This is a genomic window from Streptomyces rimosus (assembly GCF_008704655.1).
Lineage (GTDB): Bacteria > Actinomycetota > Actinomycetes > Streptomycetales > Streptomycetaceae > Streptomyces > Streptomyces rimosus.
The window spans coordinates 8925938-8941607 of the sequence record NZ_CP023688.1 but is presented as its reverse complement, the minus strand read 5'-3'; the positions used below and the strand labels follow the sequence as shown (position 1 = coordinate 8941607).

General features: G+C 71.6%; 12 protein-coding genes. 10 read left to right on the top strand and 2 right to left on the bottom strand.

Annotated elements, in window-relative coordinates; translation table 11 throughout:
* The first annotated feature begins 335 nt into the window (after positions 1-335).
* Positions 336-3044, top strand: a complete 2709-nt coding sequence (locus CP984_RS39180) for an AfsR/SARP family transcriptional regulator (RefSeq protein ID WP_003980430.1) — start codon at positions 336-338, stop codon at positions 3042-3044.
* A gap of 46 nt (positions 3045-3090) precedes the next feature.
* On the opposite strand, the gene CP984_RS39175 is transcribed toward CP984_RS39180, so the two are convergent.
* Complete coding sequence (locus CP984_RS39175) at positions 3091-3591, bottom strand: hypothetical protein (RefSeq protein ID WP_003980429.1); 501 nt, start codon at positions 3589-3591, stop codon at positions 3091-3093.
* 232 nt (positions 3592-3823) lie between these two features.
* Between CP984_RS39175 and CP984_RS39170 the strand changes: the two genes are divergently transcribed.
* The 9 genes from CP984_RS39170 to CP984_RS39135 all read left to right on the top strand — a co-directional run bounded on the left by CP984_RS39170 (position 3824) and on the right by CP984_RS39135 (position 14164).
* Positions 3824-4453 (top strand): GNAT family N-acetyltransferase, encoded by a 630-nt coding sequence (locus CP984_RS39170; protein WP_003980428.1) that lies wholly within the window; start codon positions 3824-3826, stop codon positions 4451-4453.
* Positions 4454-5035: 582 nt separating this feature from the next.
* A complete protein-coding gene (locus CP984_RS39165; RefSeq protein WP_003980427.1) occupies positions 5036-6025 on the top strand; it encodes a TauD/TfdA family dioxygenase in 990 nt (329 codons plus the stop codon).
* Positions 6026-6165: 140 nt separating this feature from the next.
* A complete protein-coding gene (locus tag CP984_RS39160; protein WP_003980426.1) occupies positions 6166-6933 on the top strand; it encodes a TSUP family transporter in 768 nt (255 codons plus the stop codon).
* A 160-nt stretch (positions 6934-7093) separates the two neighbouring features.
* Positions 7094-8185 carry an alpha-hydroxy acid oxidase gene (locus tag CP984_RS39155; protein WP_003980425.1) on the top strand — a complete coding sequence of 364 codons (1092 nt, stop codon included), beginning with the start codon at positions 7094-7096 and terminating at the stop codon, positions 8183-8185.
* 134 nt (positions 8186-8319) lie between these two features.
* A complete protein-coding gene (locus tag CP984_RS39150) occupies positions 8320-9420 on the top strand; it encodes an aminotransferase-like domain-containing protein (RefSeq protein ID WP_003980424.1) in 1101 nt (366 codons plus the stop codon).
* 601 nt (positions 9421-10021) lie between these two features.
* The gene (locus tag CP984_RS39145) at positions 10022-11788 is read left to right on the top strand and encodes a hypothetical protein (protein ID WP_003980423.1); all 1767 of its coding nucleotides are present in this window, start codon (positions 10022-10024) and stop codon (positions 11786-11788) included.
* A gap of 151 nt (positions 11789-11939) precedes the next feature.
* Positions 11940-12101, top strand: coding sequence for a hypothetical protein (locus CP984_RS41685; RefSeq protein ID WP_003980422.1), 162 nt, complete (start codon positions 11940-11942; stop codon positions 12099-12101).
* A 95-nt stretch (positions 12102-12196) separates the two neighbouring features.
* A complete protein-coding gene (locus tag CP984_RS39140; RefSeq protein ID WP_003980421.1) occupies positions 12197-12847 on the top strand; it encodes an acetoacetate decarboxylase family protein in 651 nt (216 codons plus the stop codon).
* Between the two features lie 36 nt (positions 12848-12883).
* On the top strand, positions 12884-14164 hold the full coding sequence (locus CP984_RS39135; protein ID WP_100246494.1) for an FUSC family protein: 1281 nt from the start codon (positions 12884-12886) through the stop codon (positions 14162-14164).
* A gap of 624 nt (positions 14165-14788) precedes the next feature.
* Here the strand turns inward: CP984_RS39135 and CP984_RS39125 are convergent.
* Positions 14789-15655, bottom strand: coding sequence for an RNA polymerase sigma factor SigF (locus tag CP984_RS39125; protein ID WP_032920421.1), 867 nt, complete (start codon positions 15653-15655; stop codon positions 14789-14791).
* Positions 15656-15670 lie beyond the last annotated feature (15 nt).

The window sequence follows — 15670 nt, the reverse complement described above, 5'->3', positions numbered from 1 at the left end:
CGAAGGCTTTCCGAAGGCATTCCGGATTCCGGTTCCGTCAACGGTCCCGATTGCGGTTCCGATTGCGGTTCCGATTGCGGTTCCGGCTGCTGAGAAGAGTCTGCTGAGGCGGCCTAACGCCGATGTAACGCGGAATCCGGGGCGTGCGTCGCGGGGCCGTTAGCCCGCCGTGAGGAAGCCGGCCGGAGGAAGCCGGTCGCGCGCCCCGTCGCGGCGGAGCCGGCCGGCCGTACGCGATGGCCTATTTCCGACCTTGTTCCGCTTCTGACGTGAGCATGGCCCTATGACCTCGTAAGATGCCCTCGGTAACGACTCGGCCAGGGGAGACAACGCTGATGGACTTCCGGCTGCTCGGGCCGGTGTCGGCCTTCTCGGAAGACATACAGGTGCCGCTCGGGCCTCCCAAACGCCGGGCCGTACTGGCGCTGTTGGTGCTGGCCGAAGGCACCCCCGTGAGTGCCGAGCGGATCGCCGAGGCACTGTGGGACACCGAGCCCCCGACACACGCCCGTACCATCGTTTACGGCCATGTCTCGGCCCTGCGCGGCCTGCTGAGCACGGAACCCGCGGCAAAGCTCGCCACCGAGGGCGGCGGTTACACGCTGCACGCACCGCCGGAGTCGGCGGACGTGTGGCGCTTCCGCACGCTGGTACGCCGGGCCTCGGACGGGCCTGCCGCCGAGGAGTCGGCCGCGCTGCTGCGCGAGGCGCTGGGGCTGTGGCGGGGCCAGGCGCTCGGCGGGGCGGGTGACACGCCGCTGATGGCCGCGGCGGCCGACCGGCTGACCGAGGAACGGCTCGCCGCGCTGGAGCAGTTCGCCGCGGCGCTGCGCGCCTGCGGCCAGGGTGCCCAAGCGCTGGCACTGCTGCGGCCCGCCGCCGAACGCCATCCGCTGCGCGAGTCCCTGATCGCGGCCGCCGTACGGTCGTTGCACGACGCCGACCGCCAGGCCGAGGCGCTCGACCTCTATCACCGTACGCAACGCCTGCTCGCCCAGGAGCTGGGCGTCGATCCCGGTGCCGCGCTGTCCGAGGCGTATCTCGCGATCCTGCACGCCCGCCCGGTGGAGCGGCCGGCCGCCGGCCGGTCCGCCTCGGAGGGGAACACAGCGGCACCGTCCGAGGCTCCGGCGCTCCGGCCCAATACCCCGGATGCCGCCCCGCCGCCCTGCCTCCTCCCGCGCGCCCCGGCCGGGTTCGTGGGCCGTACGGAAGATCTCGACCGGCTCACCGAGACCGTACGGTCGGGCAGTCCGCCGCTGAGCGTGGTCACCGGTCCGGGCGGGGTCGGCAAGACCTCACTGGCGGTGCACTGGGCGTACGCGCACGCCGGCGAATTCCCCGACGGCATCCTCTACGCCGACCTGCACGCCATGGATCCGGACGGCACCGGCCCCCAGCCGGCCGGTGTCCTGCACGACTTCCTCCAGGCGCTCGGCGTCGCGGAGGAACGCCTGCCGGCGGACGCGCGCGCCGCGGAACACCTCTACCGCTCGCTGCTCACCGGCCGCCGCGCCCTCGTCCTGCTCGACAACGCCCGCGACTCGGCCCAGGTGCGTCCGCTGCTTCCCGGCACGCCCGGCTGCACCGTGCTGGTCACCAGCCGCAACCGGCTGGAGGGGCTGGTGGCCACCGACTGCGCCCGGCTGCTGCCGCTGGAACGGCTGGCGCCCGAGGACGGCGTACGGGTCCTGCGTACCGTCATCGGTGATCTGCGCGTGGCGGCCGAGCCCACCGCGGCCGAGGAACTGGCCGCGCTCTGCGACGGTCTGCCGCTGGCGCTGCGGCTGGCCGCCGCCCGGCTCGCCGCACGTCCCCGGCTGGCCCTGCGGGCGATGGCCGACGACCTGGTGGACGAACACCAGCGGCTCTCCCTGCTGTCCGGGGAAGACCTGGGCGTAGCGGCAACCCTGCGGCTGAGCGTGCAGCAGCTGCCGCCCGCCGGTGCGCAGCTCTTCCGCCAACTGGCGCTGCACGTCGGCTCCGAACTCGACGGCGCCGCCGCGGCGGCGCTCAGCGGTCTCTCGCCCGCCGGGACACGCACTGCCCTGGACGAGCTGGCCGCCGCCCACCTCGTGGAGGAGTGGACCGGCGACCGGTACCTGATGCACGACCTGACCCGGCTGTACGCGCGCTCCTGCGCGGACGGGGCCGACCCGGCGGGGCTGCACCGGCTGCTCGTGCACTACCTGGCCGCCGGCCAGGCCGCCGCGGCGGCGGCCGAGCCCGGCAGCCAGCCCTGCGCCGCGCTGCCCCCGGGCGTGTCCCCGCCCGGGGCGCCGCCGGTCTTCACCAACCGTGCCGAGTCCATGGCCTGGTACGTCACCGAGCGCGCCAACCTCACCGCCGCCGTGGCCGCCGCGGCCGACGCGGGACACCCGGACCTGGCCTGGCGCATCGCCGTCCATCTGTGGCCGCTGATCGTACGGCAGGTGCACGACGGCTGGGAGCCGACCCTCGAACGTGCCCTGGCCGCCGCGACCTCGCTGGGCGACCCGGACGCCGAGTCGCGGCTGTGCTCGCTGCTCGGGTGGGTCCTCACGGAGAACGGGCAGCACACCGCGGCGCTGGAGCACCTGAGCCGCGCACCGGACCTGGCCGTACGCGCCAAGGACCCGCGCGGCCAGGTGATCGCGCTGATCAACTGGGCGGCCGCGCTGGAACGCGTCGGCGACCTGTCCGGCGCCGGAACCCGGCGGGAACAGGCCGCGCGGATGGCACACGCCCTCGGGCACCCGCACACCGAGACCCTGGCCCTCTACCACCTGGCGGCCCACTGCCTCTCCGCCGGGCGCCCCGACGAGGCGCTGGCCCACGGCCTGCGGGCCCTGGACATCGCCCCGGACCAGATGTCGGACGAGCGCCGGGTGCTGCTCCTCGACACCTGCGGCGCGGCCCTTCAGCGCCTCGGCCGTGAGGGTGAGGCCCGCCGCTGCTTCGCCGAGGCGGCGGCCCTCGCCGGGCCCGTGGGGCCGGGCGGAGGGCCGGCGGCGGAACACGAAGGCGGCTCGGCGGGAGGACATGTGCGCGCCCTCGCGGGCTGAGGGGGGCCCGCGAGGGCGCGGTACGGCGTGCCGCGCCGCCTCGGCCTCACCGCACCGTGAAGGTCACCGAGGCGTTGTTGCCGGAGCCGCCCGACCGCTCACACGAGTGGCCCCCGGAAGCGGTGCAGGTGTACGAGTTGCTGCCGACGTACGGGTTGTTCCACTTCACGTAGACCTCTCCGAAGCTCGTCACATAGACAGCCTCCCCCTCGGTGCCCGTCGCGAAGCCGTCCGACTGCGACTGCCAGGCCGCCGAGGACCACGCGCCGATCACCTCGGCCGGGTAGGAGTTCGCCTGCCACTCGCCGTGCGTCAGACTGGCCCACTTGCGCGTCATACTCACGCCGGTCTGGTTGTTCAGCGTCACATGCGTACTGCGCTGGGCCTGGGCCGCCGACGCGGACGACTGCACCGCCGACTGCGCCGCCGGCTGGGCCGCCGCGACACCGGTCCCGACCGTCACACCGGCCAGCAGCGCGGCGGCGCCCACCGTCGCCACCCGCCGCGTGAGCCGCCCGCCCGCACGCTTCTTCGCGTTCCCGTACATGTCCGTCTCCCTCTCCGCCGCGGACGCGTCCGCGCTCCGCTCCCAGTCTGTCCGGCCGTCCTGCTCCGGACGGCCGAAGCAAACGCTGCCGTAGGCGCCTAACGGTCTTGGTGGGGCGGACCTAACGCCCGGGCGTTAGCGCGCCGGGCCGCGTTCCACGGTGATGTAACGTGTGCCATTAACTACTGACTATTACCTGGCCGTTGCCGCGGCCACGGCTTCGGGGGGCTCGATGGTTGCGGACCTGGTCAGGACCTGGGTGGCGGGCTGGGCCGTGTCCCGGCGGACGCACCCGCCGGTCGCCAAGCCGTGGGGGCTCTTCATCGAGGTGACCGACAGCCCCGGCGAAGTGGGACGCCATGTCCTGCCCCGGACCGAGGAAGCGTGGGTCCGCAGCGCCGCCGCCTCGGTGTCGGCGCCGCGGACCTGGATGAAGATGCCCGCGGGGTCGGCGGCGATCGGCTCCTGGCTGCCTCAGGGGTGGGTGCGGGAGGAGGACGGGCATCTGATGGCCGTTGACCTGATGGCCACGCACCCGGTCGCGCCCCAGGGGTACACGACGGCCGTGGAGACCGTGGGAGCCGTCACCCATGTGCGAATACTGGACGCGGCGGGCGAGCAGGCGGCCAAGGGGCAGATGGCGGCCGTCGGGGAAGCCGTGGTCGTGGACAAGGTGGTGACCGAGGAGGCCCACCGGCGGCGCGGCCTGGGCTCCTTCGTGATGCGTACGCTCGCCGACCGCGCCCTGGAGCAGGGCGCCGCCCTCGGCGTCCTCGGCGCGACCGACGCCGGGCGCGCGCTGTACGAGACGCTGGGCTGGAAGAAGCACACGACGCTGGCGGAGTACGTCTACCAGCCCTGACCCCGACTCCGGCGGTTCATAGCCGCGCACATTCCTGCGCTCCATCGTGATCACCACCGTCTCGGACAACGAGAGCCGCAATTCCGGCCATCCTGATTGGCCGGTTCTTCGCGTTATGGCCAAAAGCGACGTGCTCGCGGTGGCGTGAAGCGGCGGTCGAGACGCGGCCGCACCGGTGCTGTCCAGTGGGTGAGACAGACCCCCAAACCACCCCCTCCGGACGCTCAAGCCCCAGCTCTCGCGGGCGTCACAGAAACACCACAGGTCCTCCACAACCTCTGCGGCGGACAAAGTCGGCATGCCTTCCAATTCAGGTCACAAGAGGACAAGAGGTATTGACCGAAGCCGGCTCACCGGGGGTCTCGTGCTGACCAAAACCATTCGTTGACACTCCATAAATGAACTCTTTACTGTGACGCGCAAATACCGGACCACTACCTCATTTCAGCTGTCAGTGAGCGGTCATGCACCGTTCACCATTTGCACGTGCGCACTTTTTCTGAAGTTTGCCGGCCGGTTTCCCGTCCCTGAACGGCCTGAACAACGCGACTCGAACGCAGCATTCAAGAAGAAGGAGCAACGGTGACCCCCGCACTCGCCGCACAGCAGTCCCTCAGCCTGTCCGAGGCCGAAACTCAGAAGCTCTGGCAACTCTCCCGGCTCGCCGCCGGCGCTTCCGAAGCATCTCCGCTGGCGCTTTCCGGCCTCCTTCTCGATCTGCCGAAAGCCGTCCGCACCGCACTGCTGGAATTCGCCGAGGGCAGCGGCGACTCCGGATTCTTCCTGCTGCGCGGCGTGACCCTCGGGGACCTTCCCCCCACCCCCACCGTCCACCACTCGGGCGCCCTGCGCGGCCACCCCACCGACGGCACCCTCACACTGGTGGCGGACCTGCTCGGCTCGCTCGTCGGTTACCAGGACGAGAAGGACGGCGACCTCATCCACGACGTGCACGCGGTGCCCGGCGAGGAGAAGCGGATCGAGAACAGCGGATCGGTGGCCTTCGACTTCCACACGGAAAACGTCCACCACCCGCTGCGCCCCGACTATCTCGGCCTGCTGTGCCTGCGCCAGGACCACGATCGGGTGGCGGCCACCCGCGTCGCCTCGGTGCGCGAGGCGGTTCGGCACCTGACGCCCGAGCAGGTGGCGGTCCTGCGCACCCCGCAGTTCTACAGCTCCTACCCGACCTCCTTCACCCGGGGCCGGACCGGCCCGGTGCCCCGCTCCGGCCCGCACCCGGCGATCTTCGGTCCGGAGGACCGGCCGTTCATGCGCTTCAACTCGCACACCACGCACGCCGCCGACCCCGAGGCGACGGTGGCGCTCAAGGCGCTGGCCGAGGCGCTGGAGGCGGTCTGCCACAACGTCGTACTGGAGCCCGGCGACCTCGTCGTGGTCGACAACCACGTCGCGGCGCACGGCCGCAGCCCGTTCGTCCCGCGCTACGACGGCCAGGACCGCTGGCTGCGCCGGTTCTACTCCGTACGCTCCATCCTCGGCTGGACGCAGCACATGATGACCCGTCAGCGCGTCATCCCGACGATGGAGGAGATCCAGGGCGTCCTCTGAGGCACGCCCGCCTCCCCGCGTGATCGCGGCACCCCGCCGAGCGCGGCCGCTCCCCCACTGCGCGGCCGGCCGCTTCGCATCCGCCCTGCCCGCGCAGCCGCCCGGACTGCGCGCCTTCTTTGACTGAGGACCGGAACACCGTGGATTTCTTCGACGTCATAGGGCTGCTCACCGCCGCCGTGGCCGCCGGGTGGGTGGACGCCGTGGTCGGCGGGGGCGGGGTGCTGCTCATCCCCGTTCTGCTGCTCAGCTTCCCCCACCTGCCCCCGGCGACCGCGCTGGGCACCAACAAGATCGCCGCGATCACCGGGACGGCGACCGCCGCCGCGATGTACGCACGGCGGACGGTACTGGACCGCAAGATCCTCGTACCGGCCGCCGCCTGCGCGGTGCCGGCCGGGGCGCTCGGCGCCTTGTCCGCCGCCACCGTCCCCACGGCGTACTTCCGGCCGGTCATCATGGTCCTGCTGATCTCGGTCGCCCTGTTCGTGGCCCTGCGGCCGAACTTCGGCACCCAGCCGCTGGCGCGCGAGGTGACCCGGCGGCGGCGCGTGATCGCCGTACTTCTCGGCGGCTGCGTGGTCGGTTTCTACGACGGGCTGTTCGGACCCGGAGTGGGCACCTTCCTGATCATTTCCTTCACCACGCTCCTGGCGACGCAGTTCCTGGAGAGCGCGGCGATGTCGAAAGTCATCAACGCCTCGTCCAACCTCGGCGCCCTGGTCGTCTTCGCGGTCCAGGGAAACGTCCTGTGGACGCTGGGGCTCGGCATGGCCGTGGGCAATGTGACCGGCGCGATGATCGGTTCGCGCATGGCCCTGAAAAAGGGATCCGGATTCGTCCGTACCGTGCTGGTGCTCGTGGTGATCGGCATGGTGACGAAGATGGCGTTCGATCAGTTTGCGTGACGACGCCACAATTTCGGGGCACGTCCGGAAATCCCGCGCCGCCCATAATCCAGCACCACCAGTAATAACGCACCGCCAGCAATTCAGCACGTCCAGCACTTGATGGGAACGACAAGAGAATTCATCCGCCACACACGTGACGAGAGACCGGAGGCCAGCCTTGGACACCGTACGGAATCTCGATGAACTGCTGACCCTGCCGGATTTCGAAGCCGCCAGTGATCAGGTGCTCGACCAGGGCTGCCGGGCGTACGTGGCCGGCGGCGCCGGCACCGACCGCACCGTGCGCGCCAACATCGCGGCGTTCGACGACATCTGGCTCCGCCCGCGGGTGCTCGCCAGCACGACGACCGAGCCCCGCACCGAAGTAAGCGTCCTCGGGCACCGCATGGCGATGCCCGTCCTGCTCGCCCCGACGAGCCCGCAGCGGCTGCTGCACGAGGACGCGGAGATCGCCACGTCCCTCGCCGCCGAGGCGGCCGGGGTGGTGCCCATCGTCAGCACCGACAGCCACGTCCCCTTCCCGGAGATCGCCAAGTCGTCCGGCGCGGCCTGCTGGTTCCAGCTCTACGCCTACCGGTCGCGGGACGACATCGCCGCGACGCTCGACATGGCCGAGTCCGCCGGTGCGTCGGCCCTGGTGGTCACGGTCGACGCCAGTCATGCCGCGCTGCGGGTGCACGCCCAGCGCGCCGGGTTCGCCACCCCGGGCCATGTGGACTTCGGCACGCTGCGCGCGCTCGGCATCCTGGAGGGCGAGGTGCCGGCCGGGGCCCGTATCGACCGGCTGGCGCTCAGCTGGGCGGACCTGCTGTGGATCCGCGGACGCACCCGGCTGCCCCTCCTGGTGAAGGGCGTGCTGCGGGCCGAGGACGCGCGCCGCTGCCTGGACAGCGGCGCGGACGGCGTCATCGTCTCCAACCACGGCGGGCGGCAGCTCGACGGGGCGGTGCCCAGCGTGATCGCCCTGAGCGAGGTGGCGGCCGCGGTCGCCGGCCGGTGCACCGTGCTGGTCGACGGCGGTATCCGCTCCGGCGTCCACGTCGTCAAGGCCCTCGCCCTCGGCGCCGACGCGGTCTGCCTCGGCCGGCCGTACCTGTGGGGCCTGTCGCTGGCCGGGCGCGAAGGGGTCGAGGCGGTGCTGCGGCTCCTGCGCCGGGAGATCGAGGACACGCTCCGGCAGCTGGGCGCCGCGGACGTGGGCGAGCTGGGGCCGGACTTCGTGGCCAAGGCGGGTGCCGGGGCGGCCTGAGAGGCACCGCTCCGCGGGCCGCGCCCGTGCCCGTATCCGCGCCCGCCCCGTACCTCGGCCCGCGCCCCGTAAGCGCCCCGCCCCTTTCTCACCCCCTTACCAATATGACGACTTTCCGAGAACGGAGACCCACCATGTTCCACTTCTCGCGCGGCATCCCCCCGCAGGAAGCGATCCCCTCGCGGCAGATCGCCGAGCACACCGCGGCCGTCCTGCGGGAGCACGAGGACCGGGTGTTCCAGTACGCGCCGATCGGCAACCACACCGGTGACGCGGCGCTGCGGGAGCAGCTCGCGGCGTTCCACTCGGTCGGCGCCGACCAGATATTCGTCACGAACGGTTCCCTCCAGGCGCTCGACCTGCTGGCCGCGCACCTCCTCGCGGGCGACCGCAAGATTGTCTACGTGGAGGCGCCCACCTACGACCGCGCGGTGCAGATCTTCGAGCGGCACGGCGGGCGGGTCTCCGGCGTCACGCTCCAGCACGACGGCCTCGACCTGGACGCGCTCGAAGCGCGGCTGGCGACCCGGGTACCGGCGTTCGTCTACGTCATCCCGGACTTCCAGAACCCGAGCGGCGTCACCATGAGCGAGGCCAAGCGCCGCCGCCTCGTCCAGCTCGCCGAGACCCACGACTTCCTCATCCTGGAGGACATCCCCTACCGGGAGCTGCGGTACGACGGTACGGCGCCCGCCGGTTTCTTCGAGCTGGCGCCCGCCGGGCGGGTGCTCACCATGGGCTCGCTGAGCAAGATCCTCAGCCCGGGGCTGCGCGTCGGGTACGTCATCGGCGAGGCCGCCACGCTCGGCGCCCTGGCCGCGCTCGCGGAGGGCACCTACCTCTCGCCCGCCCCGCTGCTCCAGGCGGTCGCCGCGCAGGCGCTCCGCGCGGGCCTGGCCCAGGAGAACGTGGCGCGGGTCCGCGAGCTGCTCGGCCCGCGGCACGACGGCGCGGTCAAGGCCGTACGCGAGCAGTTGGGCGAGGACGCGCTGCTCGCCGTACCGCACGGCGGCTACTACGTGAGCGTGCACCTGCCCGTCGCCACGGACGAGAGCACGTTCCTCAAGGCCGCCACGGCCGACGGCCTGAAGCTGACCCGGGGCTCGGGCTTCTACCCGGCCGACGCGGCGCCGCCGGAGGGCAAGGTCTTCCTGCGCCTGCCGTTCCAGTCCTTCGAGCCGGACGAGTTCGCGGCCGGCGTCGAGCGGCTGGCAGCGGTGGCGTCGAAGGGCTGACACCCGGACGCGGTACGGGCCCCGGGCGGAACGACTTCCGCCCGGGGCCCGCGGGCTGTCTCAGCAGGCGGGAGCCCCGCACGCGGCACCGCGGTGCGGGCGCCGGTGCCCCGGGCCTCAACGGATGGCCCACCGTCGAGACGGCGCTGCGCCGGCGGAGGCGTCCGGCATGGCCCGGACCGTACTGCGGCAGGTCGAGAAGCCCCGCGAGCGCGTACGGGCATACGGGCACGGGCACGGGCGTACCGAGCCACGACAACTCGTCGGCCGCCTGTCATCACCTTCTGAACGCTTGCCGGGGCCCCACCGCGAAACCCTCAACACGCAACCCGCCACAGCCAAGCCCCGAATGCCGACGTACCAGCGCCAACCCGGCATACCCTCACCCCAATCGTGCACTCTCCCTTGACGCCCCGTTCCGACTGGCGCCACTATCCCCACGCAAGAGAGCGCTCTCTTCCGTACAAGCCTTCGTTCCTTGAACCCGAGCGAACCGGCGGACCGGTAGATCGCGATCCCTTCACACCCCCCACCCCTCCCCCAGGCACATCTCGCTCAACGAGCCCACGATCGAACGAGCCGATGACCCAGGAGACTTGTCATGTCCCTATCCCCCTCACGCCGCAGAATCATCGCCACAGCGGCCGCCGCCCTCCCCGCCGCCGCCCTCCCCGCCATCGGCCTGGCCACCGGAGCCGGGACGGCGTCAGCGGCGTCCGCGCTGCCGGGCGGCGGCGACCTCGGGCCGAACGTGATCGTCTTCGATCCCGCCACCCCGGGCATCCAGGCCAAGCTGGACGAGATCTTCAAGCGGCAGGAGTCGGACCAGTTCGGCCGCGGCCGTTATGCGCTGCTCTTCAAGCCGGGTACGTATCACGGGCTCAACGCCCAACTCGGCTTCTACACCTCGGTGATGGGCCTGGGTCTGTCGCCCGACGACACGCTCATCAACGGTGATGTGACGGTCGACGCCGGCTGGTTCGGCGGCAACGCCACCCAGAACTTCTGGCGTTCGGCGGAGAATCTCGCGCTGAACCCGGTCAGCGGCACCAACCGTTTCGCCGTCTCCCAGGCGTCGCCGTTCCGCCGTATGCACGTCAGGGGGAATCTGAACCTCGCGCCGGACGGCTACGGCTGGGCCAGCGGCGGGTACATCGCCGACTGCCGGATCGACGGCACCGTGCAGCCGTACTCCCAGCAGCAGTGGTACACCCGTGACAGCGCCGTCGGCGGCTGGCTCAACGGCGTGTGGAACATGGTCTTCTCCGGTGTCGAGGGCGCTCCCGCCCAGTCCTTCCCCGACCCGCCGTACACGACGTTGCCGACCACGCCGGTCTCCCGCGAGAAACCGTTCCTGTACCTGGACGGCGGGGAGTACAAGGTGTTCCTGCCCGCGCTGCGCACCGGCGCCCGCGGTACGAGCTGGGGCCGTGGCACGCCGCAGGGCACGTCGCTCCCGCTGAGCCGGTTCTACGTGGTCAAGGAGGGGGCGACCGCGGCGACCGTCAACGCCGCTGTCGCGCAGGGGCTGCACCTGCTGTTCACGCCCGGTGTCTATCACGTCGACCGGCCGATCCAGATCACGCGGCCCGGCACCGTGGTGCTCGGAATCGGCTATCCGACGATCGTCCCGGACGGCGGGGTGAGCGCGCTGCGGGTCGCCGACGTGGACGGTGTACGGCTCGCCGGTCTGCTCGTCGACGCCGGGCCGCGGAACTCCGAGGTGCTGGTGGAGATCGGCCCGGCGGGCGCGTCCGCCGGACACGCCGCCGACCCGATCACGGTGCAGGACGTGTTCGTCCGCATCGGCGGCGCGGGCGCCGGGAAGGCCACCACCAGCCTGGTGGTCAACAGCAACCACACGATCATCGACCACACCTGGATCTGGCGTGCCGACCACGGCGACGGGGTCGGCTGGGAGACCAACCGGGCCGACTACGGGGTGGTCGTCAACGGCGACGACGTACTGGCCACCGGGCTGTTCGTGGAACATTTCAACAAGTACGACGTGCAGTGGAACGGCGAGCGCGGCCGTACGGTCTTCTTCCAGAACGAGAAGGCGTACGACGCGCCCGATCAGGCGGCCGTCCAGGACGGGGCCGTCCGCGGCTTCGCCGCCTACAAGGTCGCCGATTCCGTCACCACGCACGAGGGCTGGGGCCTGGGCAGCTACTGCTACTACAAGGACGCCCCGACGATCGTCCAGGACCACGGTTTCGCCGCGCCGCGCCGGCCCGGGGTGAAATTCCACGATCTGCTCGTGGTCTCCCTCGGCGGCAAGGGCCAGTACGCCCACGTCATCAACGATCACGGCGCGCCCACTTCGGGCACGGACACCGTCCCGTCGAAGGTCGTCTCGTACCCCTGATCCGTGTGTCCGTGCCGTTGGGTGGCACGGCCTGCCTCCCGTACGGCGGTGGACCATCCGGAGCGCGTACGGAATGTCGGTGTTTGCCGGTGTTCGTTGCGGGTAGTCAGCGGACCGCAGATGATCTTCGAAGCCCTTGGAGGCACGGCATATGAGCGATCAGACACCGTCACAGGCGGAAGGTGAACGGGACGACGACCAGGAGGCCGCGGACCGGCGGGGCACCTCCCGGGGCCGTGAGGACACGCCCCGTTCCACCCCGTCCCAGGCGGAGGGCGAGCGCGAGGAGGAGACGGGACAGGACAAGAGCTGAGACCGGCCGGCTCCGCAGGGGCCGCATGGGCGGCGGTGCGCGGGGATACTCGCGCGTGGGCGCACGGTTACGGTCCGGCGCGGGAAGGAGCCCTGGTGAACGCGCCGGAAGAGGTCCCCGGCACCGGTCCGGTTCCGGGCCCGTACCCACCACCGCCCTGGCATCTGAAGGGCCACCTGTGGGGCGGCCTGTTCCCCGCCGAGTCGGTGCCGGCCCCGCCTCCGGACCTCTCGCGCCTGCTGCCGCGCACCCTGGCCGTCTTCCTCATCCGGTACCGCGCGGGAACCCTCCGCTACGACGAGCTGATCGTCGGCACGCCCGTGCGCCGCGGCCGGCGGGCCGGTCTGTACGTCCAGTGGATCTGGGTGGACGACGAGCGGTCGCTGTGGGGCGGCCGTCGCATCTGGGGCGTGCCCAAGCGACTGGCCGAGTTCCGCTGGGACGGCTCGCGCGTCCGCGTCACCGGCGGCGAAGGGCCGGTCGCCGTACTGGACGTGACGACGAAGCTGCCGTCGCTTCCCCGTATCCCCCTGCCGATGACCGGTTTCGGCTCCCTCGACGGAGCGCGGACGGTCGCCACCGCGCGGTTCAGCGCCCGGCCGGCGGCCGCTTCCTTGCGGGTGGCCGAGTGGCCGGCGCGGCTGCCCGCACTCCGCCGCGCCGATGCCCGTATCCGCTTCGCCGCGACCTCGTTCGACATGCTCATGCCCGCCCCGGCGCGGTACCCGGCACCGACTGCCACCTGACGTGCCGTCACGGGCAGATCGGTGATCGGGTGCCCGATGGGGCCTGTGGTGCGCAAGAGTGGGAACAAGCCACACGTGGCTGAAGTTACCGATCCTCTGCTGGACCTCGTACGGCGGCGCCGTGAGCCGGTGGTCGTCCAGACCGTCCGGTCGACCGTGGCCGCCGTGCTCGCCTATGTCGTCGCCCTGGTGCTGAGCAGTGAGCCGGCACCGCTGACCGCGCCCCTCACCGCGCTGCTGGTCGTCCAGGTCACGCTGTACGCGACGCTCACCACCGGGATGCGCCGGGTCAACGCGGTGGTGGTGGGCGTGCTGATCGCCATCGGGTTCAGCGCGCTGGTGGGGCTGACCTGGTGGAGTCTGGGCCTGATCATTCTCGCCGCGCTGGTGATCGGCCGTTTCGTACGGGCCGGTGAGTTCGTGCCGGAGGTGGCGATCAGCGCCATGCTGGTGCTGGGCGTGACCCGGGTGGCCGAGACGGCCTGGGACCGGGTGCTGGAGACGCTGATCGGCGCCGGCGTCGGGCTGCTCTTCAACGTCCTGTTCGTCCCGCCGGTGTGGGTGCAGCCCGCCAGTGCGGCCATCGAGGACCTGGCGGGCCGGATGCGGCGGCTGCTCGTGTGCCTCGGGGACGAGGTGGGCGGGCACATCCCCGTATCGGAGGCCGCGGCCCGGCTGCACGAGGCGCGCCGCCTGGACCACGACATCGTGCAGGTGGACGCCGCGCTCCGGCAGGCGGAGGACAGCTTGCGGCTCAACCCCCGGGTCAAGGAGGGCACGCTGTACCGTGTCGTGCTGCGCACCGGCCTGGACACCCTGGAGATCTCCGCGGTGGTGCTCCGTACGCTGTGCCGCACGCTGACCGACCTGGCCAAGGCGCGGACGCAGGAGCACCTGTTCGCGCCGCACATCGCCACCGCCCTGCACGAGGTGTTCCAGCACATGGCCCGCGCGGTCGAGAGCTTCGCCGTGCTGATCACCACGCAGGTCGGCGCCAACGCCGAGGAGGCCGAGGCGCGGCTCGCCGAGGAACTGGCCCGCAGCCGCGCGAGCCGCGACGTGGTCGCGCACCTGCTCCTGGGCGGGGTGCAGGAGCATCCGCGCCAGTGGCAGTTGCACGGTGCGCTGCTGGCCGAGATCGACCGCATCCTGGACGAGCTGGACGTGGAGAAGCGCAGCCAGCGGCTGATCGAGGAGCTGGACCGGGAATCGCGTGAGCAGCGCGAGAAGTACCGGCTGGTGGACCGGCTCCGGGGCCGGATAAACGTCACCCGTACAAGCGACCGCACCGCGAAGCCGCAGGGGCCGGTGCCGTAACGGCCGTGATCCCCGGGGCCGGGCTCGGCCTGGGCCCTCAGTCCCCGACCCGTACGCCGTACTCCCGCACCCACATGTCGAACTCGACGAGCCGTTCCGTCGATGATCGCGAGCCTGCGATGGCCGAGCAGCGCGTGTTCCAACACTCATACCCCGCCGGCGTCGGGGCCCCGGCAGACCGTGGTCGCGGTCATCGCCCGCGCGGTATCCGTCTACGCGACGCGCCGTACCGCTGCGCGTCGGCGGACGCCACCACCAGCGACCACCCGTACGACTACCACCAGGGCGTGTCCGTGTGGTTCCGCTCGCTGTTCACCTTCGATCCGGACGTGGCCGCCATGGCGCACGCGCCGGTCGGTTATCCGGCGCGGCCGTACATCGTCTACCGCTCGCGCGGGCGGCAGGCGGCCGGGCGGCCGGTGCGGGGACCTCTCGTCCACGCGGGGTCCGGGCGCGGACGAGAGAAAGACCACAATGCCGTACGCGGACGGTGCGGGCCGTTCGATCGGGTGTGGAGTGGGTACACCGGTCAGATGAGGTTTTTCATCCCGATTGATACGGGACGTTCCCTTGGGGCGCACCGTCCCGGCACACGGCGGGCGCCGGGAGTCGCGCACCGTACGGCTACTGCTCCAGCAGCCCCTTGCGCAGATGTTCCAGGGTCCGGGAGAGCAGCCGCGAGACGTGCATCTGGGAGATGCCCAGCTCCGCGCCGATCTGTGCCTGCGTCATCTCCTGGACGAAGCGCATTTCGATGATGCGGCGCCGGCGGTCGTCCAGCTCGTGCAGGAGCGGGGCGAGGGCGTTGAGGTTCTCGACCAGCTCCATGCCGGGGTCGTCGTCGCCCATGACGTCGGCGATGGCGCGGCTCTCGCCACCCGCGCCGGGGCCGTCGGCGGGGGTGTCCAGCGAGCCCGCCGTGTAGCCGTTGCTGGCGGCGATCGCATCGACGACCTCGTCCTTGCCGATCTTCAGCCGGGCGGCCAGCTCGGGCACGGTGGGTTCGCGGCCCAGCGACCCGGCGAGCTGCTCGCCCGCCCGGGACAGCTCGACCCGCAGCTCCTGGACCCGGCGGGGCACGTGCACGGCCCAGGTGGAGTCGCGGAAGAAGCGCTTGATCTCGCCGACGATGTACGGGACGGCGAAGGTGGAGAACTCCACCTCGCGTTCCAGGTCGAACCGGTCGATGGCCTTGATCAGTCCGATCGTGCCGACCTGGATGATGTCCTCGGAGTGCCCCTGGTCCTGGCCCCGGCCGCGGAAGCGGGAGGCGGCGAAGCGGACCAGTGAGAGATTCATCTCGATGAGGGTGTTGCGTGCGTACTGGTACTCGGCCGTTCCCTCTTCCAGCGTGGCGAGCCGGGCGAGGAACAGTTTCGAGAGCTCCCGGGCGTCCCGGGGCGCCACCTTGGTCGCGTCGCGGACCCGCGGCAGTTCGGGCGCCTGCGCCGGCGTCCGAGGTCCCGCTGCACACCCTTGTACGGCAAGCATGGTCACGTCTTCACC

Excerpts from the sequence above, each read along its gene's own strand:
- CP984_RS39175 (WP_003980429.1), bottom strand. The coding sequence starts at position 3,591 with ATGTACGGGAACGCGAAGAAGCGTGCGGGCGGGCGGCTCACGCGGCGG.
- CP984_RS39150 (WP_003980424.1), top strand. The coding sequence starts at position 8,320 with ATGTTCCACTTCTCGCGCGGCATCCCCCCGCAGGAAGCGATCCCCTCG.
- CP984_RS39145 (WP_003980423.1), top strand. The coding sequence starts at position 10,022 with ATGTCCCTATCCCCCTCACGCCGCAGAATCATCGCCACAGCGGCCGCC.
- CP984_RS39135 (WP_100246494.1), top strand. The coding sequence starts at position 12,884 with ATGGGGCCTGTGGTGCGCAAGAGTGGGAACAAGCCACACGTGGCTGAA.
- CP984_RS39125 (WP_032920421.1), bottom strand. The coding sequence starts at position 15,655 with ATGCTTGCCGTACAAGGGTGTGCAGCGGGACCTCGGACGCCGGCGCAG.
- CP984_RS41685 (WP_003980422.1), top strand. The coding sequence starts at position 11,940 with ATGAGCGATCAGACACCGTCACAGGCGGAAGGTGAACGGGACGACGAC.
- CP984_RS39180 (WP_003980430.1), top strand. The coding sequence starts at position 336 with ATGGACTTCCGGCTGCTCGGGCCGGTGTCGGCCTTCTCGGAAGACATA.
- CP984_RS39170 (WP_003980428.1), top strand. The coding sequence starts at position 3,824 with ATGGTTGCGGACCTGGTCAGGACCTGGGTGGCGGGCTGGGCCGTGTCC.